The sequence below is a fragment of the Kitasatospora sp. NPDC053308 genome, assembly GCF_055585785.1.
In genome coordinates, this window is the sequence record NZ_JBVJJY010000003.1 from 210,652 (window position 1) to 226,497 (window position 15,846).

Consider the following 15,846-nt stretch of genomic DNA (forward strand, 5'->3'; position numbering starts at 1 on the left):
GGGCGGTCAGCCGGTGGGCGGGGCGGGTTCGCCCGGACGGGTGGCGGGGGAGGGCCCCGCCGGGGGCGGCGAGGGCGGCGAGCAGAGCGGGCAGGGTGTCAGGCCCCGGGCCCGGACGGTGTCCGCGTCCACCGGGCCGGCCCGGGCCTTGCCGGTGATCAGCGGGCAGTCCGGGCGGTGGTAGCGGGTGCCCTCGGGGACGGCCAGCCACCCCTCCGTCCGCGGGCCGCCCGGCTCCGGGGCGCCCGGGTCGGCCTCCGTCGGCTCCCCGGGCGGCTCCGCCGTCGGCTCCTCCTCCGGTTCGACCAGCAGCGTGTACAGCCGCTGCACCCGCTGGTCCGTCAGGTCCGGGCGCACCGGCGGGGACGGTGGCCGGAGGGCGACCAGGAGGGCCCCGGCCACGATCAGTGCCGCACCCGGGACGGTGGAGGAGGCCAGATAGGGGATCTGCTGCTCGACGAAGCGCTCTCCGGAGACCCCGTACCAGCCGAGCACACTCAGCACCGCCCCGACGGCGACGAGCAGCCAGCCGGCCCACTCCCGCCCAGCACGAGCCGCACCGCCCCGGGCCGCATCGCTCCGGAACGCGCCGCCCCGCAGCGCACCGCGGACCGCACCGCCCCGGACGGAGGAACGCCGTGGGGCGTTACGGGTGATTTCCCGGTCGGATTGCGATTCGTCCATGGATCCGCCTTCATGGTGTCACTTGAGACGTTTCCAGGATCGGCCTGGAACAGCATCCGGGACACCGTGCGACCGGCCCCGGCGGCGCAGTCGAGAGGGAACACCATGCACGTGACGCGAAGCGGCACCCCCACGGGCGGACGCCGGGCCCTGCGGACGGCGAGCGCGCTGCTCGTCCTGGTACTGGCGGGCACGGCGGCCGCGTGCAGCAGCAGCAAGTCCAGCTCCTCGACCTCCTCCCCGGCGAGCCCGAGCGCCAGCGCCAGTGCCAGTGCCAGCCCGACCGCCGGCGCGACCGGCAGCCCCAGCGCGACCGCCGGGGCGACTGCCACCGGCACCGCCCCCGCCGACCCGGTGGCCGCCAAGGCCGAGATCACCGCCAACTGGGAGAAGTTCTTCGCTCCCGACACCCCGATCCCCGACAAGGCCAAGTTGCTCCAGGGCGGCGACATGCTGCTCCCGGTGCTGCAGGGCTTCTCGCAGGACCCGCGGGTCGGCCAGGTGCAGGCGAAGGTCTCCGACGTCGCGTTCACGGACGCCTCCGACGCGACCGTCACCTACTCGCTGTCGCTCCAGGGAACCGTGGTCGAGCCGAGCGCGTCGGGCCAGTCCGTCCTGGAGAACGGCACCTGGAAGGTGTCCCGCTCGACCCTGTGCGGTCTGCTGACCCAGGCCGGTGGCGCCAGCGGCACCCCGATCCCCGGATGCAGCTGACCGCCGCCCCGCGGAGCCGGGCCGTCGTCGCGTTCGCGCGGCGGCGGCCCGGCCGCGTCGTGGCGGCGGTGCTCGCCGTCCTCCTGCCCCTGGCGCCGCTGGCCGGCTGCGGCACCCGGCTGCCCGACGGCGTCTTCACCGCCCGCGCCACCCGCACCCCCGGAACGACCGGCACCAGCGGAACCACCGGCACCAGCGGCACCACCGGAAGCACCGGTACTACCGGGAGCACCAACCCCGCCTCCGACACCGGTGTGACCCCCGACGAGATCAGGATCGGCATCGTCACCTCCCTCACCAGCCCGGTCGGCAGCGAGGTGTTCAGCGGCCCCCGGTACGGCGCCCAGGCCTTCTTCCAGGCCCTGAACGACCGCGGCGGCCTGCACGGGCGCACCATCCGGGTGGTGACCTGCGACGACGGCGGAAGCGGCGTCGGCAACCAGGACTGCGTGCACCGGCTGACCGACCAGGCGCACGTGTTCGCCTTCGTCAGCGGCAGCGTCCTCGACTACGCGGGCGCCCCGTACGTGAGCGGCAAGGCGGTGCCGGACGTCGGCGGCCAGCCGATCGGCACGGCCTACGACCGCTGGCCGCACCTGTACGGGATCTACGGCAGCGGCGCCCCGCGCGACGGCCGGTCCGTCGGCTGGAACGGGACGCTGTACCAGAGCACCGAGGTGTTCCGCTTCTTCAAGCAGCGCCTGGGCGCGACCAGCGCCGCCGTGGTCGCGTACAACCAGGCCGACTCGGCCCGCTACGCCGGACAGCTGAAGTCCGGGCTGGAGGCGGAGGGCTACCGGGTGCTGCTCCAGACGGTGGACTTCGCGCTGCCGAACTTCCAGGCGGTGGCCGCGGCCGTGCGCGCCGACGGCTCGCAGCTGCTGTTCGACGCCATGGACACCCGGGGCAACGCGGCGCTCTGCCGGGCGCTGGACGAGTCCGGGGTGACGGTCGCGGCGAAGGTGACCAACGTGCAGAACTGGTCGGAGTCGGTGCGCGGCGACTACCAGTCCTCGCCGAACTGCCGCAACGCGCTCTGGGCGACCTCGTCGAGCCTGAACTACGAGGACGAGCAGTACCCGGCGGTGCGCGACTTCCGGACCGCGATGGCCCGTTACTACCCGGACCGGGCCGGGCTGCTGTCCGCCTGGGAGCTGGAGGGCTGGGCGGGAGCGCAGTGGCTGACCGACGCGCTGGACTCCTGCGGCACCGCGCCGACCCGTTCCTGCGTCGAGGCGTTCATGAACCGGGCCGAGCCCTACGACGCGCACGGCCTGATCCTGCCCGCCTCCTTCGTCCCGCAGCCGCCGCCGAGCGGGCCGACCCGTGCCTGCCTGAACGCCGCCCGCTGGCAGGACTCGGCACAGGGCGGCAAGGGCGGCTGGGTCACCCAGGTGCCGTCGATGACGACGAACTGCTTCGACGTGCCGCAGCTTCCGTACAAGCCGTAGCCGCCGTCCGGGCCGTAGCCGCACGACCCCCGGCCGTACGACGCCTGGCGGTACGGGCCCCGTCCGTACATTGCCCCGGCCGTCCGACCCGGAGCCGGGGCCGTCACTCCGGGAGCCGTTCGACCAGGACCATCGCCGCGTCGTCGTCCAGCCGGCCGCCGACGTGGGCGAGCAGGTCGTGGCGCAGGCGGTCCAGCAGGGCGGCGGGGCGGTCGGCGCGCCACGCGGTGACGCGTTCGGTGAGCGGGTAGAAGCGGCGCTGGGCGTCCCGGGCCTCGATCACGCCGTCGGTGTAGATCAGCAGCCGGTCGCCGGGGCGGAACGGGAAGGTCTCCACCACGTACCGCACCGGTGCGAGTTCGCCGAGGCCCAGGGGAGGGGCGGGGTGGGGTGCGGCCAGGGTGGTGATGCCCTCGGGGCGCAGCAGCAGCGGGGGCGGGTGGCCGCAGTCGATCAGGCGCACCGGCGAGCCGTCGTCGGGGATGTCGAGCAGCACGGCGGTGATGAAGGACTCCCCGGCCTCGCCGGTCTCCTCGGGCACCTCCTCGGGCGGGTCGCGGGGCATGGCCAGCGGGGACGGCCCGGAGAGGCCGGAGAGCCCGGGGAGGCCCGGAAGTCCGGGCAGCCGGGACTGCCGCGCCTGCCGGGACTGCTCGGCGAGCTGGGCGAGGTCCCAGCTGACACTGCCGTCCAGGTAGGCGGCCAGGTCGGGCAGCTCGGCGTGCAGGTGGGCGGCGGCGCGGAAGGCCCCGAGCAGCAGGGCCGCGTCGCCCAGTGAGGACAGGCCCTTGCCGCGCACGTCCCCGACCAGCAGCCGGGTGCCGGTGGCGGTGCGGGCGGCCGCGTACAGGTCGCCGCCGACCTGGGCCTCGGCCTCGGCGGCCAGGTAGACCGAGGCCAGGTGCAGCGGACCGATCTGCTCCGGCAGCGGGCGCAGCAGGACCCGCTGGGCGGCCTCGGACACCGAGCGGACCCGGGCCAGCTCGCGTTCGTGCCGCTCGCGCAGCACCCGCAGGCCGATGATCAGCACGGAGACGACGAACTGCGCGCTCAGCTGGCTCTCGATGTTGGCGCTGGTCAGGCTGTCGCGGACGGCGCCGATGACCGCCAGCGCGGCGAACGCGATCAGGGCGACGGCGGCGGTGGCCCGGGGCCCGGCGAAGGAGGCGGTGAGCGCGGGGGCGACGATCAGCAGCGGGCCGAGATGGACGTCGGGCGGGGTCAGGATGTCGATCACGGTGATCAGCACGATCAGCGCGAGCGTCAGCGCCGTCAGCACCCGGCTGTCGGGTCGCCAGGCGCGGCGGCGGCCGGGGGGATGCGGCGGGTGCGGCGGGTGCGGCGCATCGGGACGCTGCCGGAGGGGCACCTCTCCTCTGTACACCGTGGTGGCGGCGGGGCGCACCCCGAGACCGGGCCCCGGCGGGTGGTCCGTCCGGGTCAGCCCTCTTCGCCGTAGCGGGCCAGGTAGGCGGCGAAGCGGGCGACGTCCTCGTCGGACCAGTCGGTGAAGCGCGCGGTGAAGGCCAGCCGACGCTGTTCGTTGGCGTCCCTCAGCAGGGTCAGTCCGGCCTCGGTGGCCCGCAGGATCTGGCCGCGCTGGTCGTCCGGATCGGCCTCGCGGGCCAGCAGCCCGAGCTTCTCCAGGGCGGTGACCTGGCGGCTGACGGTGGACTTGTCGAGCATGAAGTGCGCGGCCACGTCGGCGGCCCGGCAGCCGCCGCGCTCGGTGATCAGGTCGAGGATGCTGTACGTGACCAGGGAGAGGTCGGGGTGCAGCTGGGAGGCCTTGTGCCGGGCGCGGCGGGCGAAGGCGGTCAGCTCGCGCTGGATGGTGTCGATGGACGACTGGCGGCCGGGCACGGCGTTCCTACCTCCTCGATATTTGTTGCACTATACAACGGATTCACTCGGAGTCCCGCGCTGCTCCGGGCCCGGTGGCCCCGGTGCCGCTCGGGTCCCGCTCGGTCCGGGTGGCCCGCTCGGTCGGGGTGGCCTGTGCGGTCCGGTCGGCCTGCCAGAGCCGCGCGGCGGCGATCCGGCGGGTCGCACTCGGGTGAGTGGCGAACAGTAGCTCAAGCAGCCTCGGCGGGTCGACATCGGACACGTTCGCCAGGGCAAGTCTGCGCTGCATGGCCACGAACTGCTCGGCGTCACCCGTCAGTTCGAGTGCGTGCCGGTCCGCCCGGGCCTCGACCCGGCGGCTCACCGCGCACTGGGCCGGCCCCGACACCGCACCCAGCAGCGCCGCGAGCGCCGCCAGCAGCGGCAGCGCCCGGGGGTCCGCCGCGTCCGTCGCCCCGGCGGCCTCCAGCAGCGGCCGCCAGGTGCTCAACACACCGAGCACGGCCACCGCGACGGCCGCCCCGGCCGCGCCCAGCGCCGTACCGACCGGCACGTCCCGGTGCTTCACGTGGCCCAGCTCGTGCGCGACCACCAGCTTCACCTCGCGCGGCTCGGCCGTGGTCAGCAGCGTGTCGTACGCGACGATCCGGCGGGTCGCGCCGAACCCGGAGACGTACGCGCTTAGCGCCGTCGTGCGGCGGGAGGCGTCCGCCACCAGGACGTCCCGCACCCGGACGCCGTCCCGCTCGGCCAGCTCCGACAGCGCGCCGCGCAGCGGGCCCGGCTCCATCGGGGTGAAGCGGTTGAACACCGGCTCGATCAGCAGCGGGTGGAGGAAGGAGAGCGCGACCGTGAGCAGCGCCGCCGCGCCCGCCGCCGGCAGCCACCAGTGCTGCGGCGACCGGGCGGTCAGGGCGAACAGCCCGAGGGCGAGCGGGAGGACGAGGACGAGGGTCAGCGCGAGGCCGCGCAGGGCGTCCAGCGCCCACCCGGCCCAGCCCTGCGTCACCAGCCCGAACCGGGCCCGGACGGTCCGCACCCCGGCCCCGAACGGCAGCTGCAGCACCTGGCCGAGGACCACCAGGGCCGCCGCGCCGCCCAGGACGTCGGCGGTGCGGGAGCCGCCGAGCAGGCTGCCGGTGGCGGTGACCAGGGCGGCGCCCGCCGGGGTGAGGCCGAGCACCAGGGTCAGCGCCAGACCCGCCAGCCGACCGCCCAGCGCCCAGGGCAGCTGGGCGCGGCGCAGCTCGCGGCCCCGGGCGCGCTCGGCGGGGGTGAAGTCGGGGGCGGGGTCGGGGGTGGGACCGGGGGCGGGACCGGGGGTGGGTGCGGAGACGGAGCCGGGCGTCGGGTCGGCGGCCGGTCCGACGGCCGGTCCGACGGCCGGTCCGGCGGTCGGCTCGGCGGTGGGACCGGCGGCCGGGGCGCGGCTCGGCTCGGGGGCGGGCCGGGGGTCCGGGGTGGTGTCCATGGGCGGGATGAGGGTCCTCCGGTCGGGCGGCTCTTCCGGGCGGGTGCGGCGGTTCAGCATGGCGTACCCGGGCGGGCGGTGCGCACTCCTCCGCGGGGAGCCGCTCACTCCTGCGTGCCCTGCCCCGTCCCGGGCGGGGTCGTTCACTCCTCCGTGGGGCCGGTGGCGCCGTGGACACCGGCGCGCAGCAGCTGGTGGCCGAGGTCCACCAGGGCCCGGCCGACCGCGAACTCGTCGCCGACCTGCGGGGCCGGAGTGTCGCGCGGGTTGCGGCGGGAGCGGGCGTCGCTGTGCAGCAGGGTGCCGTCCGCGTCCAGGACGGCGTGCACCCGGGTGGTGTCGCGGTCCTCGACCACGTGCAGGCTGAGCTGCCAGTCCTTGGTGCGGACGGCCCCCTTCGCCGCCTCGCCCCGCCCGGCCGCCGGTGCGGGCGCCGGGGCATCCGCCGTCGTCGGCGCCGAGGCGTCCGCCGTCTCCTCCCGCCCCGGCGGCACGGTGGCCGACCCGTCCGCGCGGACGATCACCACCGGGCAGCTCCCGTGCACCGCGCAGCGGGCGCTGACCGAGCCGAGCAGTGTGCGGGCGAAAGTGCCGCGGCCGCGACTGCCGAGCACCAGCAGGTCGGCGCCCTCGGCCGCCTCCAACAGCACCTCGGCGGCGTGACCGAGCACCAGGCTCTCCCGGACCTCCACCCGGCACTCCGGGCCGAGGACCTCGTTGACCTCCGCGCTCAGCGTGCGGCGGGCGGTCCGCTCGAAACCGTCGTCCACCATCGGTGCGAACCAGCCGTACAGCGACGGGTACTCCCAGGCCGCCACCGCGTGCACCGTCGCCCCGGTCAGGGCTGCCTGTCCGACCGCCCAGCGCAGGGCGGCCTCGGACGGGCCCGAGCCGTCGATGCCGACCACGATCCGGTGTTCCGGAGCAGCGCCTTCCGGAGCGCCGCGTTCCAGGGCTCTGCGTTCCGCGGCGCTGCCTTCAGGGGAGCGGCGTTCCGGGGCGGGGGAGGGCCCGCCACCACCCGGCGACCCGCGTGGCGCCCCTCCCGGTTCCCCGCCCGGCCCGTCGACCGGCCGGCCGCCCGCGTTGCTGCTCATCACGTCACACCTCCGGTCCTCCCGGGCCTGCGGACCTCCGGCGCGGGACCGCGTCCCTCGGCGCGGGACGGTTCCCCGTGCGCACGACCGCACCTCCCGTACCACCACGCTGCGCGCCCTCCCCGCCCCGGCGCCAGGGACGCCATGGCCCGGACGGGCGGGGCGATGGGGACGTGCGGGCCAGGAGTCGATCCGCCGGTGCCCTTTTGTGGCCGGAACGTTGCGGGTCCGGGCTCAAACGGTGGTGATTCGGTGGCGTAGGCTGACCGCTCTTGCTTCGTCCTCGGGGGGAACCACTCATGCGCCGTGCCGCGGCCGCCGTCGCGCTGTTCGTCGGGCTGACCGCCGTCGCCGCCTGCGGGCCGGACGACCCCGAACCGGCCCCGGCCGGTGCCGCCGCCCCGAAGTCCGCCGACCCGACCCCGGGCGCACCGTCCTCCGGCGCCGCCCAGGCCGGCGCGGCCCCGAGCAAGAACGCCGCACCGCGGCCCGACGGCACCATCACCGTCGCCTTCGCCGGGGACGTCCACTTCGAGGGCCGCACCGAGGCCCGGCTGGCCGTCCAGCCGCCCGAGCCGGCGCTCGGCCCGATCTCCCGCACCCTGGCCGACGCCGACCTGTCCGTCCTCAACCTGGAGACCGCGATCACCGGGCGCGGCGCCCCGGAGCCCAAGACCTACACCTTCCGCACCTCGCCCAAGGCGCTCTCGGTGCTCAAGGACTCGGGCGTCGACGTCGTCTCGATGGCCAACAACCACGCCGTGGACTTCGGCGCCGACGGCTTGGCCGACACCCTCGCCGCCAAGGACTCCTCCCCGATCCCGGTGGTCGGCGTGGGCCGCAACGCCAAAGAGGCGTACGCCCCGTACGTCACCACCGTGCGCGGGGTGAAGGTCGCGGTGGTCGCCGCCAGCCAGGTCGAGGACATCACCAACCAGAAGTGGCGGGCCGGCGCGAACAAGCCGGGCATCGCCTCCGCCCTGGACGTCCCGGCGCTGGTCAAGGCGGTGGAGGCGGCCAAGCAGCAGGCCCCGGTGGTGCTCGTCTACCTGCACTGGGGCGAGGAGGGCAAGGCCTGCCCGACCTCGGCGCAGACCGCCGTCGCCAAGAAGCTGGCCACCGCCGGCGCCACCGCCGTGGTCGGCACCCACGCGCACACCATGGTCGGCTCCGGCATGCTCGGCAACACCTACGTCGGCTACGGCTTCGGCAACTTCCTCTGGTACGGCACTTCCAACTACGCGAACTCCAACGAGACCGGCGTCACCACCCTCACGCTCACCGGCGACGGCAAGGTGACGGGCGAGTCCTTCGCCCCGGCGACCATCGACGACAAGGGCATCCCGGAGCCGGTCAGCGGCGCCGCCGCCGAGGCCGCGCTCAAACGCCGCGACGGACTGCGGGGCTGCACGGGACTCTCGCCGGCGCCGCAGGCCCCGGCCCCGGCTCCGTCCCCGTCGCACTGAGCCCCGGCTCCCCTGCACCGAGCCCCGGCTCCCCCGCGCCGAGCCCCGGCTCCCTCGCGCCGAGCCGCGGCTCCCTCGCGCCGAGCCGCGGCTCCCTCGCGCCGAGCCGCGGCTCTTTCGCGCCGAGGGGCGGTGCCGTCGCGCGGAGGAGCGTGAGCACCTGATGGCCGATCGGCTCGCGCCCCGCGCCGCTGCGGCGCGGGGCCGGGCACCTTGACGCGGAAGGTCGCGAAGGTTCGACCGGAGCCACCACCGCCTGGCGCAGCCGGAGTCCCCGCCGCGCGTTCGGGCCGACACGGGTGGAGGCGGCGCGACGATCGAGGCGGAACTCACGGCGCGGGTCCGCGACCCCGGCGCCCTGCTGCGCCGGCCGGAAGCCGCCCACGGCCCCGGTCGGCCCGAGGTCTACCGCGACACCTACGACGACCTGCCCGACGGCAGCCTCCTCGGCGGCGACCGCGGACTGCGCATCCGCGGATCACCTCCCACGACGGCGCCCGCCGTACCCTGCTCACCCACAAGGCCCCCCCGCGTCGACGACGCCTCCGGCTCCAAGCGCGAGCACGAGACCGCCGTCGCGAGCACCGAGGCCGCCCACCCCATCCTCCGCGGCCTCGGGTACCGCGCCCGGCTCGCCTACCGCACACACTGCCGCAGCTACGCCTGGGGCGGAACGGCCGCCGCTTCCTCGCCACACTCGTCCGGGTGCCGCAGCTCGCGGGGTGTTCCTGGAGGTGGAGGCGGCGGCCCAGGACACCGCCGACCTGGCACCGGCACTCGCCGCGGTGCGCGCGGCGATGGACGAATTCGGCCTCCACGGTCGGGACTTGACGAGCGAGCTGTTCGCGGACGCCGTCCTGCGGGCGGGTGACGCAGGTTACGCGGGTGACGCAGGTGACGCAGGTGGCGCGGGTGACGCGGGCGGCTGCGGTCGCGGGTAGCCGACGCGTCGGAAGGGCGCAGGCGTGGAGGTCGGCGGGGGCGGTGCGACGGATCGCCCCGTCTCGTGGGTGCGCGCCGGCCGCAGGATGTCCGAACCCGCACGCTCGCACAGGCTCTCGGCGTAGGCGAACAGCTGTGTTAGGTTAGCCTTACCTAATCTTGCTGGTCGGAGGGGATGTCCTGTGCAGCAGCAGTCCGAGTTCGCCGGTGCCGTCGCGGTGGTCACAGGGGCCGGGCAGGGCATCGGCGCGGCCGTCGTCCGGGCGCTGGCGGCCGAGGGGGCCGTCGTCGCGGCGGTGGACCGTCATGCCGGTTCGCTGGACGCGCTGGTGGCGGAGCTCCCGGCCGTCCGGCCGTACGTGCTGGACGTGTCCGACGGCCAAGCGGTGGACTCGGTCATCGAGTTGATCGAGCGACAGCTCGGTCCGATCGCCGTGCTCGCGAACGTCGCGGGCATCCTGCGCACCGCACCGGTCGCCGAACTCACCGACGCCGACTGGGCGGACACCTTCGCCGTCAACGCCACCGGGGTGTTCCACGTCAGTCGCGCGGTCGGGCGGCGGATGGCCCGGCGCGGACGCGGGTCCGTCGTGACCGTCGGATCCAACGCAGCGGGGGTGCCGCGGGCCGGAATGGCCGCGTACGCGGCGTCCAAGGCGGCGGCCACCATGTTCACCCGCTGCCTGGGACTGGAGTTGGCGCGCTCCGGGGTGCGGTGCAACGTGGTGTCACCCGGATCGACCGACACCGCGATGCAGCGCGCCTTGTGGGGCGAGGACACCGCGGCGGCCGAACAGCGGGTGATCGACGGCGACTTGGCCGCCTGGCGGGTCGGCATCCCGCTCGGGCGGATCGCCGCGCCCGCCGACGTCGCGGAGGCCGTGGTGTTCCTGGCCTCCGAGCGCGCACGGCACATCACCATGCACGACCTCTACGTCGACGGCGGCGCGACGCTGCGCGCCTGATCCGCCGCCTGAGTCCTGTCCAACCTCCTCGATTGCCGTTGAGCCTCCTTGAGCCTCTGAGGCCCTTGAGTCCCACGAGCCCCTGAGCTTGTGAGCCGCTGAGCTTGTGAGTCGCTGAGCTTGTGAGTCGCTGAGCCCCCTGAGTCGCTGAGCCCTCTGACGTGCTGAGCCTCCCGTTCGCGCTCCGTTTCGGGCCGGCGGCGGACCCGCGCATCCGCCGTCCGCCTCCCCGCCGTAGACCGGCGCCCCCGTAGACCCGTCCCAGACTGGAGAATCCACCGTGACCACGGTGCACCACGCCCCGGCGGCCCCCACTGCGGGCGGCCCCGACCACGCCGTCATCGGCGCGGCCAGCGGACTGCTCGGCCAGTACCGGGCCGCCGCCGACGAGACCTTCTTCGCCTCGCCGACCCGCACCCTGCTCACCTCCGGCGTGCGCGCCCGGGTGCTGCAGGACGGGCGGCCGCTGCCCGTACGGGTCGCCGAGGCGCTGGCCGCGGCCGACGCCGCCGGGGTCGAACGGCCGCTGGTGGTCGGTGCGGTGGCCTTCGACCGGGACGGCCGGGTCGAGCTCGCCGTGCCGGAGCGGGTCAGGGCGGCCGGGGCGCTGCGCGACGATCCGCTGATCGCGCTGCCCGCGCCGCCGGCCGAGCGGATCGACTGGCGGATCCGGCAGGTGCCCGAGCCGCAGGCGTACGGCGCCGGTGTCGCGGCGGCCGTCGAACGGCTGCGGGGTGGGGAGTTGAGCAAGGTGGTGCTGGCCCGGACGCTCGAGCTGACCGCCGCCGAACCGCTCGACCTGCCCGCCGTCCTGCAGCGGCTGGCCCGCCGGGATCCGGGCGGCTACAGCTTCGCCGTCCCGGCGGGCGGCGGTCGCACCCTGATCGGGGCGAGCCCCGAACTCCTGCTCTCCCGGCGGGGAACGGCCGTGCTGGCCAACCCGCTGGCCGGCTCGGTGCCGCGCAGCGAGGACCTGGGCGAGGACGTCCGTCGCGCCGCCGCGCTGCTGGAGTCGCCCAAGGACCTGCACGAGCACGCCGTCGTGGTGGACGCCGTCCGCGCGGCGCTGGCGCCGTACTGCCGCACTCTGGAGGTGCCCGAACGGCCCACCCTGGTCCGGACGGCGGCGATGTGGCACCTGGCCACCACGATCGGCGGCGAGCTGGCCGACCCGGCCGTCTCCGCCCTGGAGCTGGCCTGCGCGCTGCACCCGACACCGGCCGTCTGCGGCACTCCGACGGACGTGGCGCGCCGGGTGATCGACGAGGTCGAGCCCTTCGACCGGGGCCTGTACACCGGGATGGTCGGCTGGGGCGACGCGTCCGGCGACGGCGAGTGGGTGGTCACCATCAGATGCGCGGAGGCGGACGGGCGGACCCTGCGGGTGTACGCGGGTGCGGGCGTGGTCGACCGGTCCCGACCGGCGGACGAACTCGCCGAGACCAGCGCCAAGTTCCGTACGTTCCTGGACGCGGCGGGGGTGTCCCGGTGACGGCGCCCGCCCCCCGGACGCTCCCGGACGGGTTCACCCCGTACCCCGCCGAGTTCGCCGAGCGCTACCGGGCCGCCGGGTACTGGCGCGGCGAGACCTTCGGGCGGATGCTGCGCGAGCGCGCCGCCGCGCACGGCGAGCGGATCGCCGTCGTCGACCCCGGCGGCCACTCGGTGGCCGCGACGGAACGACGCTGGACGTACGCCGAACTGGACCGCCGGGCCGACCGGATGGCCGCCGGACTGCTCGCTCGGGGGATCGCCGCCGGGGACCGCGTGGTCGTCCAACTGCCGAACGCCGCCGAGTTCTTCGAGGTGGTCTTCGCGCTGTTCCGGATCGGCGCGCTGCCGGTCTTCGCGCTGCCCGCGCACCGGTACACCGAGATCGGCCACTTCTGCTCCTTCACGGGCGCGGCGGCGTACGTCGTACCGGGCGTCGAAGGCGGCTTCGACCACCGCGAACTCGCCTCCCGGGTCCGGGCGGAGAACCCCGGACTGCGGTTGGTGCTGGTGGCCGGCGAGGACCCGGGCGAGCACGTCCGGCTGGCGGACGTGCCCTGCGACGGGCCCGGGCCCGCGCGCGAACCCGGGCCCGGGGACGTCGCCTTCCTGCAGCTCTCGGGCGGCAGCACCGGCGTGCCGAAGCTGATCCCGCGCACCCACGACGACTACATCTACTCGCTACGCGGCTCGGTCGAGCTGTGCGGGCTGGACGCGGACGGCGTGTACCTGTGCGTGCTGCCCGCCGCCCACAACTTCCCCCTCAGCTCGCCGGGTTCGCTCGGCACGCTGTACGCGGGCGGCCGGGTGGTGCTCTGCCCGCAGCCCGGCCCGGAGACCGCCTTCCCGCTGATCGAGCGGGAAGGCGTGACCATCACCGGACTGGTGCCGCCGCTCGCGCTGCTCTGGCTGGACGCCGCCGAGCGCGGCGCCACCGGCTACGAGAGCCTGCGGGTGCTGCTGGTGGGCGGCGCCAAGTTCAGCGCGGAAGCGGCCCGCCGGGTGCGGCCGGTGCTGGGCTGCACCCTCCAGCAGGTGTTCGGGATGGCCGAGGGCCTGGTCAACTACACCCGGCTGGACGACCCGGAGGACCTGATCACCACCACCCAGGGCCGTCCGATCTCCCCGGACGACGAGGTCCGGGTGGTCGACGACCTGGACCGCGACCTGCCCGACGGCACCACCGGCCACCTGCTCACCCGCGGCCCGTACACCATCCGCGGCTACTGGAACGCCCCTGAGCACAACGCCGACTCCTTCACGGCGGACGGCTTCTACCGCACCGGGGACCTGGTCCGGCGGACCCCGACCGGCCACCTGGTGGTCGAGGGGCGGGCCAAGGACCAGATCAACCGGGGTGGCGAGAAGGTCGCCGCCGAGGAGATCGAGAACCACCTGCTGGCGCACCCCGCCGTGCACGACGCGGCGGTGGTGTCGATGCCCGACCCGTACCTCGGCGAGCGGACCTGCGCGTACGTCGTGCTCCGCGCCGAGCACCGCGAACGACCCCCGAAGGGAGTCGAGTTGAAGCGGTTCGTGCGGCGGCGCGGGCTGGCCGACTACAAGGTCCCGGACCGGGTCGAGTTCGTCGAGGCCTTCCCGGCCACCGGCATCGGCAAGGTCAGCAAGAAGGACCTGCGCGCCGCCATCCAGGCCTCAGTGAAGGCCAGTTGAACCATCCGTCTACCGAAGGAACGACCACCGTGGGCCTGCCCCGCATTCCCTCCTACCCGCTGCCCGACGCCGAGGAGCTGCCCGCCAACCGGGTCCCCTGGACGGTGGACCCGGCGCGCGCCGTCCTGCTGGTGCACGACCTGCAGAACCACTTCCTGGGCGCCTTCGACCCCGAGGCCGCCCCGGTGCCCGAACTCCTCGGCCACGTCGCCGGTTTGGCCAAGGCGGCCGGCGCCGCCGGAGTGCCGGTCGTGTACTCGGCGCAGCCGGGCGGCCAGAGCCCGGCCGAGCGCGGACTGCAGCAGGACTTCTGGGGCCCCGGCATCCCGGACGACCCGCACGCCACCGCGATCGCCGACGCCGTCGCGCCGGCCCCGGGCGACACGCTGCTGACCAAGTGGAAGTACAGCGCCTTCGTGCGCACCGAACTGGAGCGGCTGCTGCGCGAGCAGGGCCGGGACCAGCTGGTGATCACCGGTGTGTACGCGCACATCGGCGTGCAGGCCACCGCCTGCGACGCCTGGATGCGCGACGTCCAGGCCTTCGTGGTGGCCGACGCGGTCGCCGACTTCGGGCCCGAGGAGCACCGCGCGGCCCTGGCCTGGGTGGCCGGACGCTGCGGGGTCGTGACCACGACGGCGGCGGTGCGCGCGGCGCTCGGCGGGGCGGCGGCCGGGGCGACGGGGGGACGCGAAGCGATGGGCGGGGACGGGCCGACGGACCGGGAAGGGCCGACGGGCGGGGCTCCCGGCGGGGCTCCCGGTGGGGCTTCCGGCGGGGCTTCCGGCGGGGCGACGGACACGGACGAGGTGGACGGGAAGTGACGGGCGTGGGCTTCACGGTGGAGCGGATCCGGGCCGAGGTCGCCGACCTGCTCGGCGAGGACCCGGCGGACATCCCGCCGGACGAGAACCTGGTCGACTGGGGGCTGGACTCCATCCGGCTGATGACGCTCGCCGAGCGCTGGCGGGCGGAGGGCGCCGAGGTGTCCTTCGTCCGGCTGGCGGAGCGTCCGGCCCTGGAGGCCTGGGCCGAACTGCTGGGCGCGGCCTGATGGCGGCGATCGCCCGGGTGCCCGTCCGCGGGGCCGACCGGGGGGAGGGGGCTGCGGTGCCGGCGCGGACGGACGCGCTGGGCGCGGTGCCGCCGCTGCCCCGGCGCATGGTGACGTATCCGGCGACCACCCTGATCGGGCCGGTCGAGGCCCAGGCGGCACGGACCCCGGACGCGCCGGCGCTGGTCCTCGCGGGCCGGGAGACCGTCGACTACCGGGAGTTGAACGCCTCGGCCAACCGCCTGGCGCGCGCCCTGGCCGCTCGCGGGGCCCGGCCCGGCACGGTGGTCGGGCTTGCGGGCTTCCGGAATCCGGCCGAGCTGCTGACGGCCCTGCTGGCGGTGGTGAAGTCGGGGGCGGCCTACCTGCCGCTGGACCCGGCGGACACCCCCGGGCGGCGGGAGCGGCTGCTCGCCGAGAACGCCCCGGTGTGCGTGCTGGGGGAGGGCGTGCCGGGGGCTCCCACCGGCGCGGAGACGGACGGCGAGCTGCCCACCGACCCGCCGAGGGCGCTCACCCCGCAGCACCTGCTCTGCGTCGGGTACGGCCCGGGCGGGCGCCCGACGGCCGTCCGGCTCACCCATGCCGAGGCGGACCGCCGGGTGCGCGCACTGCAGGCGGAGCACCCGCTCGGCCCGGGTGACCGGGTGCTGCACCTGGGCCTGCCGCTCTGGGAGTTCCTCTGGCCGCTGCGGACCGGCGCCGCCGTGGTGCTCGCCGACCCGCGGCGGGAGGGTGAGGTCGGGGCGCTGGTCCGGGAGCTGGGCGTGACGGCGGTGCGGGTGGCTCCGGCGGCGCTGCCGGGCGGGTGACGGGCGGAGGGAAGCGGGTGGCGGGTTGGCAGGGAGGGGCGGCGAACAGGATTCAGATGACAGCTTTCAGCGAACAGATGATGAAATCTGTCATCTGAAATCTGTTCGCTGAAAGCTGTCGGCTGTCAGTTGTTCGCCGCCATCCGTCCGCGATCACCCGTCCGCGATCACCCGTCCGCG

13 protein-coding genes and 1 pseudogene are annotated in these 15,846 nt (G+C 75.5%); 9 read left to right on the forward strand and 5 right to left on the reverse strand.

The annotated features are described in order from the left end of the window. Nucleotides 1–6: 6 nt before the first annotated feature. On the reverse strand, nucleotides 7–684 hold the full coding sequence (locus tag ACZ6Y7_RS08960) for a hypothetical protein (protein WP_465757179.1): 678 nt from the start codon (nucleotides 682–684) through the stop codon (nucleotides 7–9). 105 nt (nucleotides 685–789) lie between these two features. Between ACZ6Y7_RS08960 and ACZ6Y7_RS08965 the strand changes: the two genes are divergently transcribed. Together ACZ6Y7_RS08965 and ACZ6Y7_RS08970 are read left to right on the forward strand one after the other, a co-directional pair. Beyond that, entirely contained in the window at nucleotides 790–1,398 is a 609-nt protein-coding gene (locus ACZ6Y7_RS08965) for an MTB12 C-terminal domain-containing protein (protein ID WP_465757180.1), read from the forward strand. Then, the gene (locus ACZ6Y7_RS08970; RefSeq protein ID WP_465757181.1) at nucleotides 1,389–2,849 is read left to right on the forward strand and encodes an ABC transporter substrate-binding protein; all 1,461 of its coding nucleotides are present in this window, start codon (nucleotides 1,389–1,391) and stop codon (nucleotides 2,847–2,849) included. Before ACZ6Y7_RS08965 ends, ACZ6Y7_RS08970 begins: the two co-directional genes overlap by 10 nt. Nucleotides 2,850–2,952: 103 nt before the next feature. On the opposite strand, the gene ACZ6Y7_RS08975 is transcribed toward ACZ6Y7_RS08970, so the two are convergent. From ACZ6Y7_RS08975 to ACZ6Y7_RS08990, 4 genes are all read right to left on the reverse strand, one after another. Then, a complete protein-coding gene (locus tag ACZ6Y7_RS08975; RefSeq protein ID WP_465757182.1) occupies nucleotides 2,953–4,218 on the reverse strand; it encodes a PP2C family protein-serine/threonine phosphatase in 1,266 nt (421 codons plus the stop codon). Between the two features lie 71 nt (nucleotides 4,219–4,289). Further along, nucleotides 4,290–4,712, reverse strand: coding sequence for a MarR family winged helix-turn-helix transcriptional regulator (locus ACZ6Y7_RS08980; protein ID WP_402209714.1), 423 nt, complete (start codon nucleotides 4,710–4,712; stop codon nucleotides 4,290–4,292). A 43-nt stretch (nucleotides 4,713–4,755) separates the two neighbouring features. Then, a complete protein-coding gene (locus ACZ6Y7_RS08985) occupies nucleotides 4,756–6,165 on the reverse strand; it encodes a M48 family metalloprotease (RefSeq protein WP_465757183.1) in 1,410 nt (469 codons plus the stop codon). A 143-nt stretch (nucleotides 6,166–6,308) separates the two neighbouring features. Continuing rightward, complete coding sequence (locus ACZ6Y7_RS08990) at nucleotides 6,309–7,073, reverse strand: universal stress protein (protein WP_465757184.1); 765 nt, start codon at nucleotides 7,071–7,073, stop codon at nucleotides 6,309–6,311. A 488-nt stretch (nucleotides 7,074–7,561) separates the two neighbouring features. On the opposite strand from ACZ6Y7_RS08990, the gene ACZ6Y7_RS08995 reads away from it, so the two are divergent. The 7 genes and pseudogenes from ACZ6Y7_RS08995 to ACZ6Y7_RS09025 all read left to right on the forward strand — a co-directional run bounded on the left by ACZ6Y7_RS08995 (nucleotide 7,562) and on the right by ACZ6Y7_RS09025 (nucleotide 15,666). Next, on the forward strand, nucleotides 7,562–8,728 hold the full coding sequence (locus ACZ6Y7_RS08995) for a CapA family protein (RefSeq protein WP_465757185.1): 1,167 nt from the start codon (nucleotides 7,562–7,564) through the stop codon (nucleotides 8,726–8,728). A gap of 1,124 nt (nucleotides 8,729–9,852) precedes the next feature. After that, a complete protein-coding gene (locus tag ACZ6Y7_RS09000; RefSeq protein WP_465757186.1) occupies nucleotides 9,853–10,635 on the forward strand; it encodes a 2,3-dihydro-2,3-dihydroxybenzoate dehydrogenase in 783 nt (260 codons plus the stop codon). A gap of 280 nt (nucleotides 10,636–10,915) precedes the next feature. Beyond that, nucleotides 10,916–12,127: an isochorismate synthase DhbC gene (gene dhbC, locus ACZ6Y7_RS09005; RefSeq protein WP_465757187.1), complete on the forward strand. Its 1,212-nt coding sequence runs from the start codon at nucleotides 10,916–10,918 to the stop codon at nucleotides 12,125–12,127. Continuing rightward, the gene (locus ACZ6Y7_RS09010) at nucleotides 12,124–13,800 is read left to right on the forward strand and encodes a (2,3-dihydroxybenzoyl)adenylate synthase (RefSeq protein ID WP_465757188.1); all 1,677 of its coding nucleotides are present in this window, start codon (nucleotides 12,124–12,126) and stop codon (nucleotides 13,798–13,800) included. Before dhbC ends, ACZ6Y7_RS09010 begins: the two co-directional genes overlap by 4 nt. Nucleotides 13,801–13,829: 29 nt before the next feature. Then, nucleotides 13,830–14,447, forward strand: a pseudogene (locus tag ACZ6Y7_RS09015) (isochorismatase family protein); the annotation flags it as partial. Between the two features lie 173 nt (nucleotides 14,448–14,620). Then, nucleotides 14,621–14,854, forward strand: coding sequence for a phosphopantetheine-binding protein (locus ACZ6Y7_RS09020; RefSeq protein ID WP_465757189.1), 234 nt, complete (start codon nucleotides 14,621–14,623; stop codon nucleotides 14,852–14,854). 56 nt (nucleotides 14,855–14,910) lie between these two features. Then, the gene (locus tag ACZ6Y7_RS09025) at nucleotides 14,911–15,666 is read left to right on the forward strand and encodes an AMP-binding protein (protein WP_465757190.1); all 756 of its coding nucleotides are present in this window, start codon (nucleotides 14,911–14,913) and stop codon (nucleotides 15,664–15,666) included. Nucleotides 15,667–15,846: the final 180 nt, after the last annotated feature.

Coding starts and splice junctions, on each gene's coding strand:
- ACZ6Y7_RS08960 (WP_465757179.1), bottom strand. CDS start 684: ATGGACGAATCGCAATCCGACCGGGAAATCACCCGTAACGCCCCACGG.
- ACZ6Y7_RS08965 (WP_465757180.1), top strand. CDS start 790: ATGCACGTGACGCGAAGCGGCACCCCCACGGGCGGACGCCGGGCCCTG.
- ACZ6Y7_RS08970 (WP_465757181.1), top strand. CDS start 1,389: ATGCAGCTGACCGCCGCCCCGCGGAGCCGGGCCGTCGTCGCGTTCGCG.
- ACZ6Y7_RS08985 (WP_465757183.1), bottom strand. CDS start 6,165: ATGGACACCACCCCGGACCCCCGGCCCGCCCCCGAGCCGAGCCGCGCC.
- ACZ6Y7_RS08995 (WP_465757185.1), top strand. CDS start 7,562: ATGCGCCGTGCCGCGGCCGCCGTCGCGCTGTTCGTCGGGCTGACCGCC.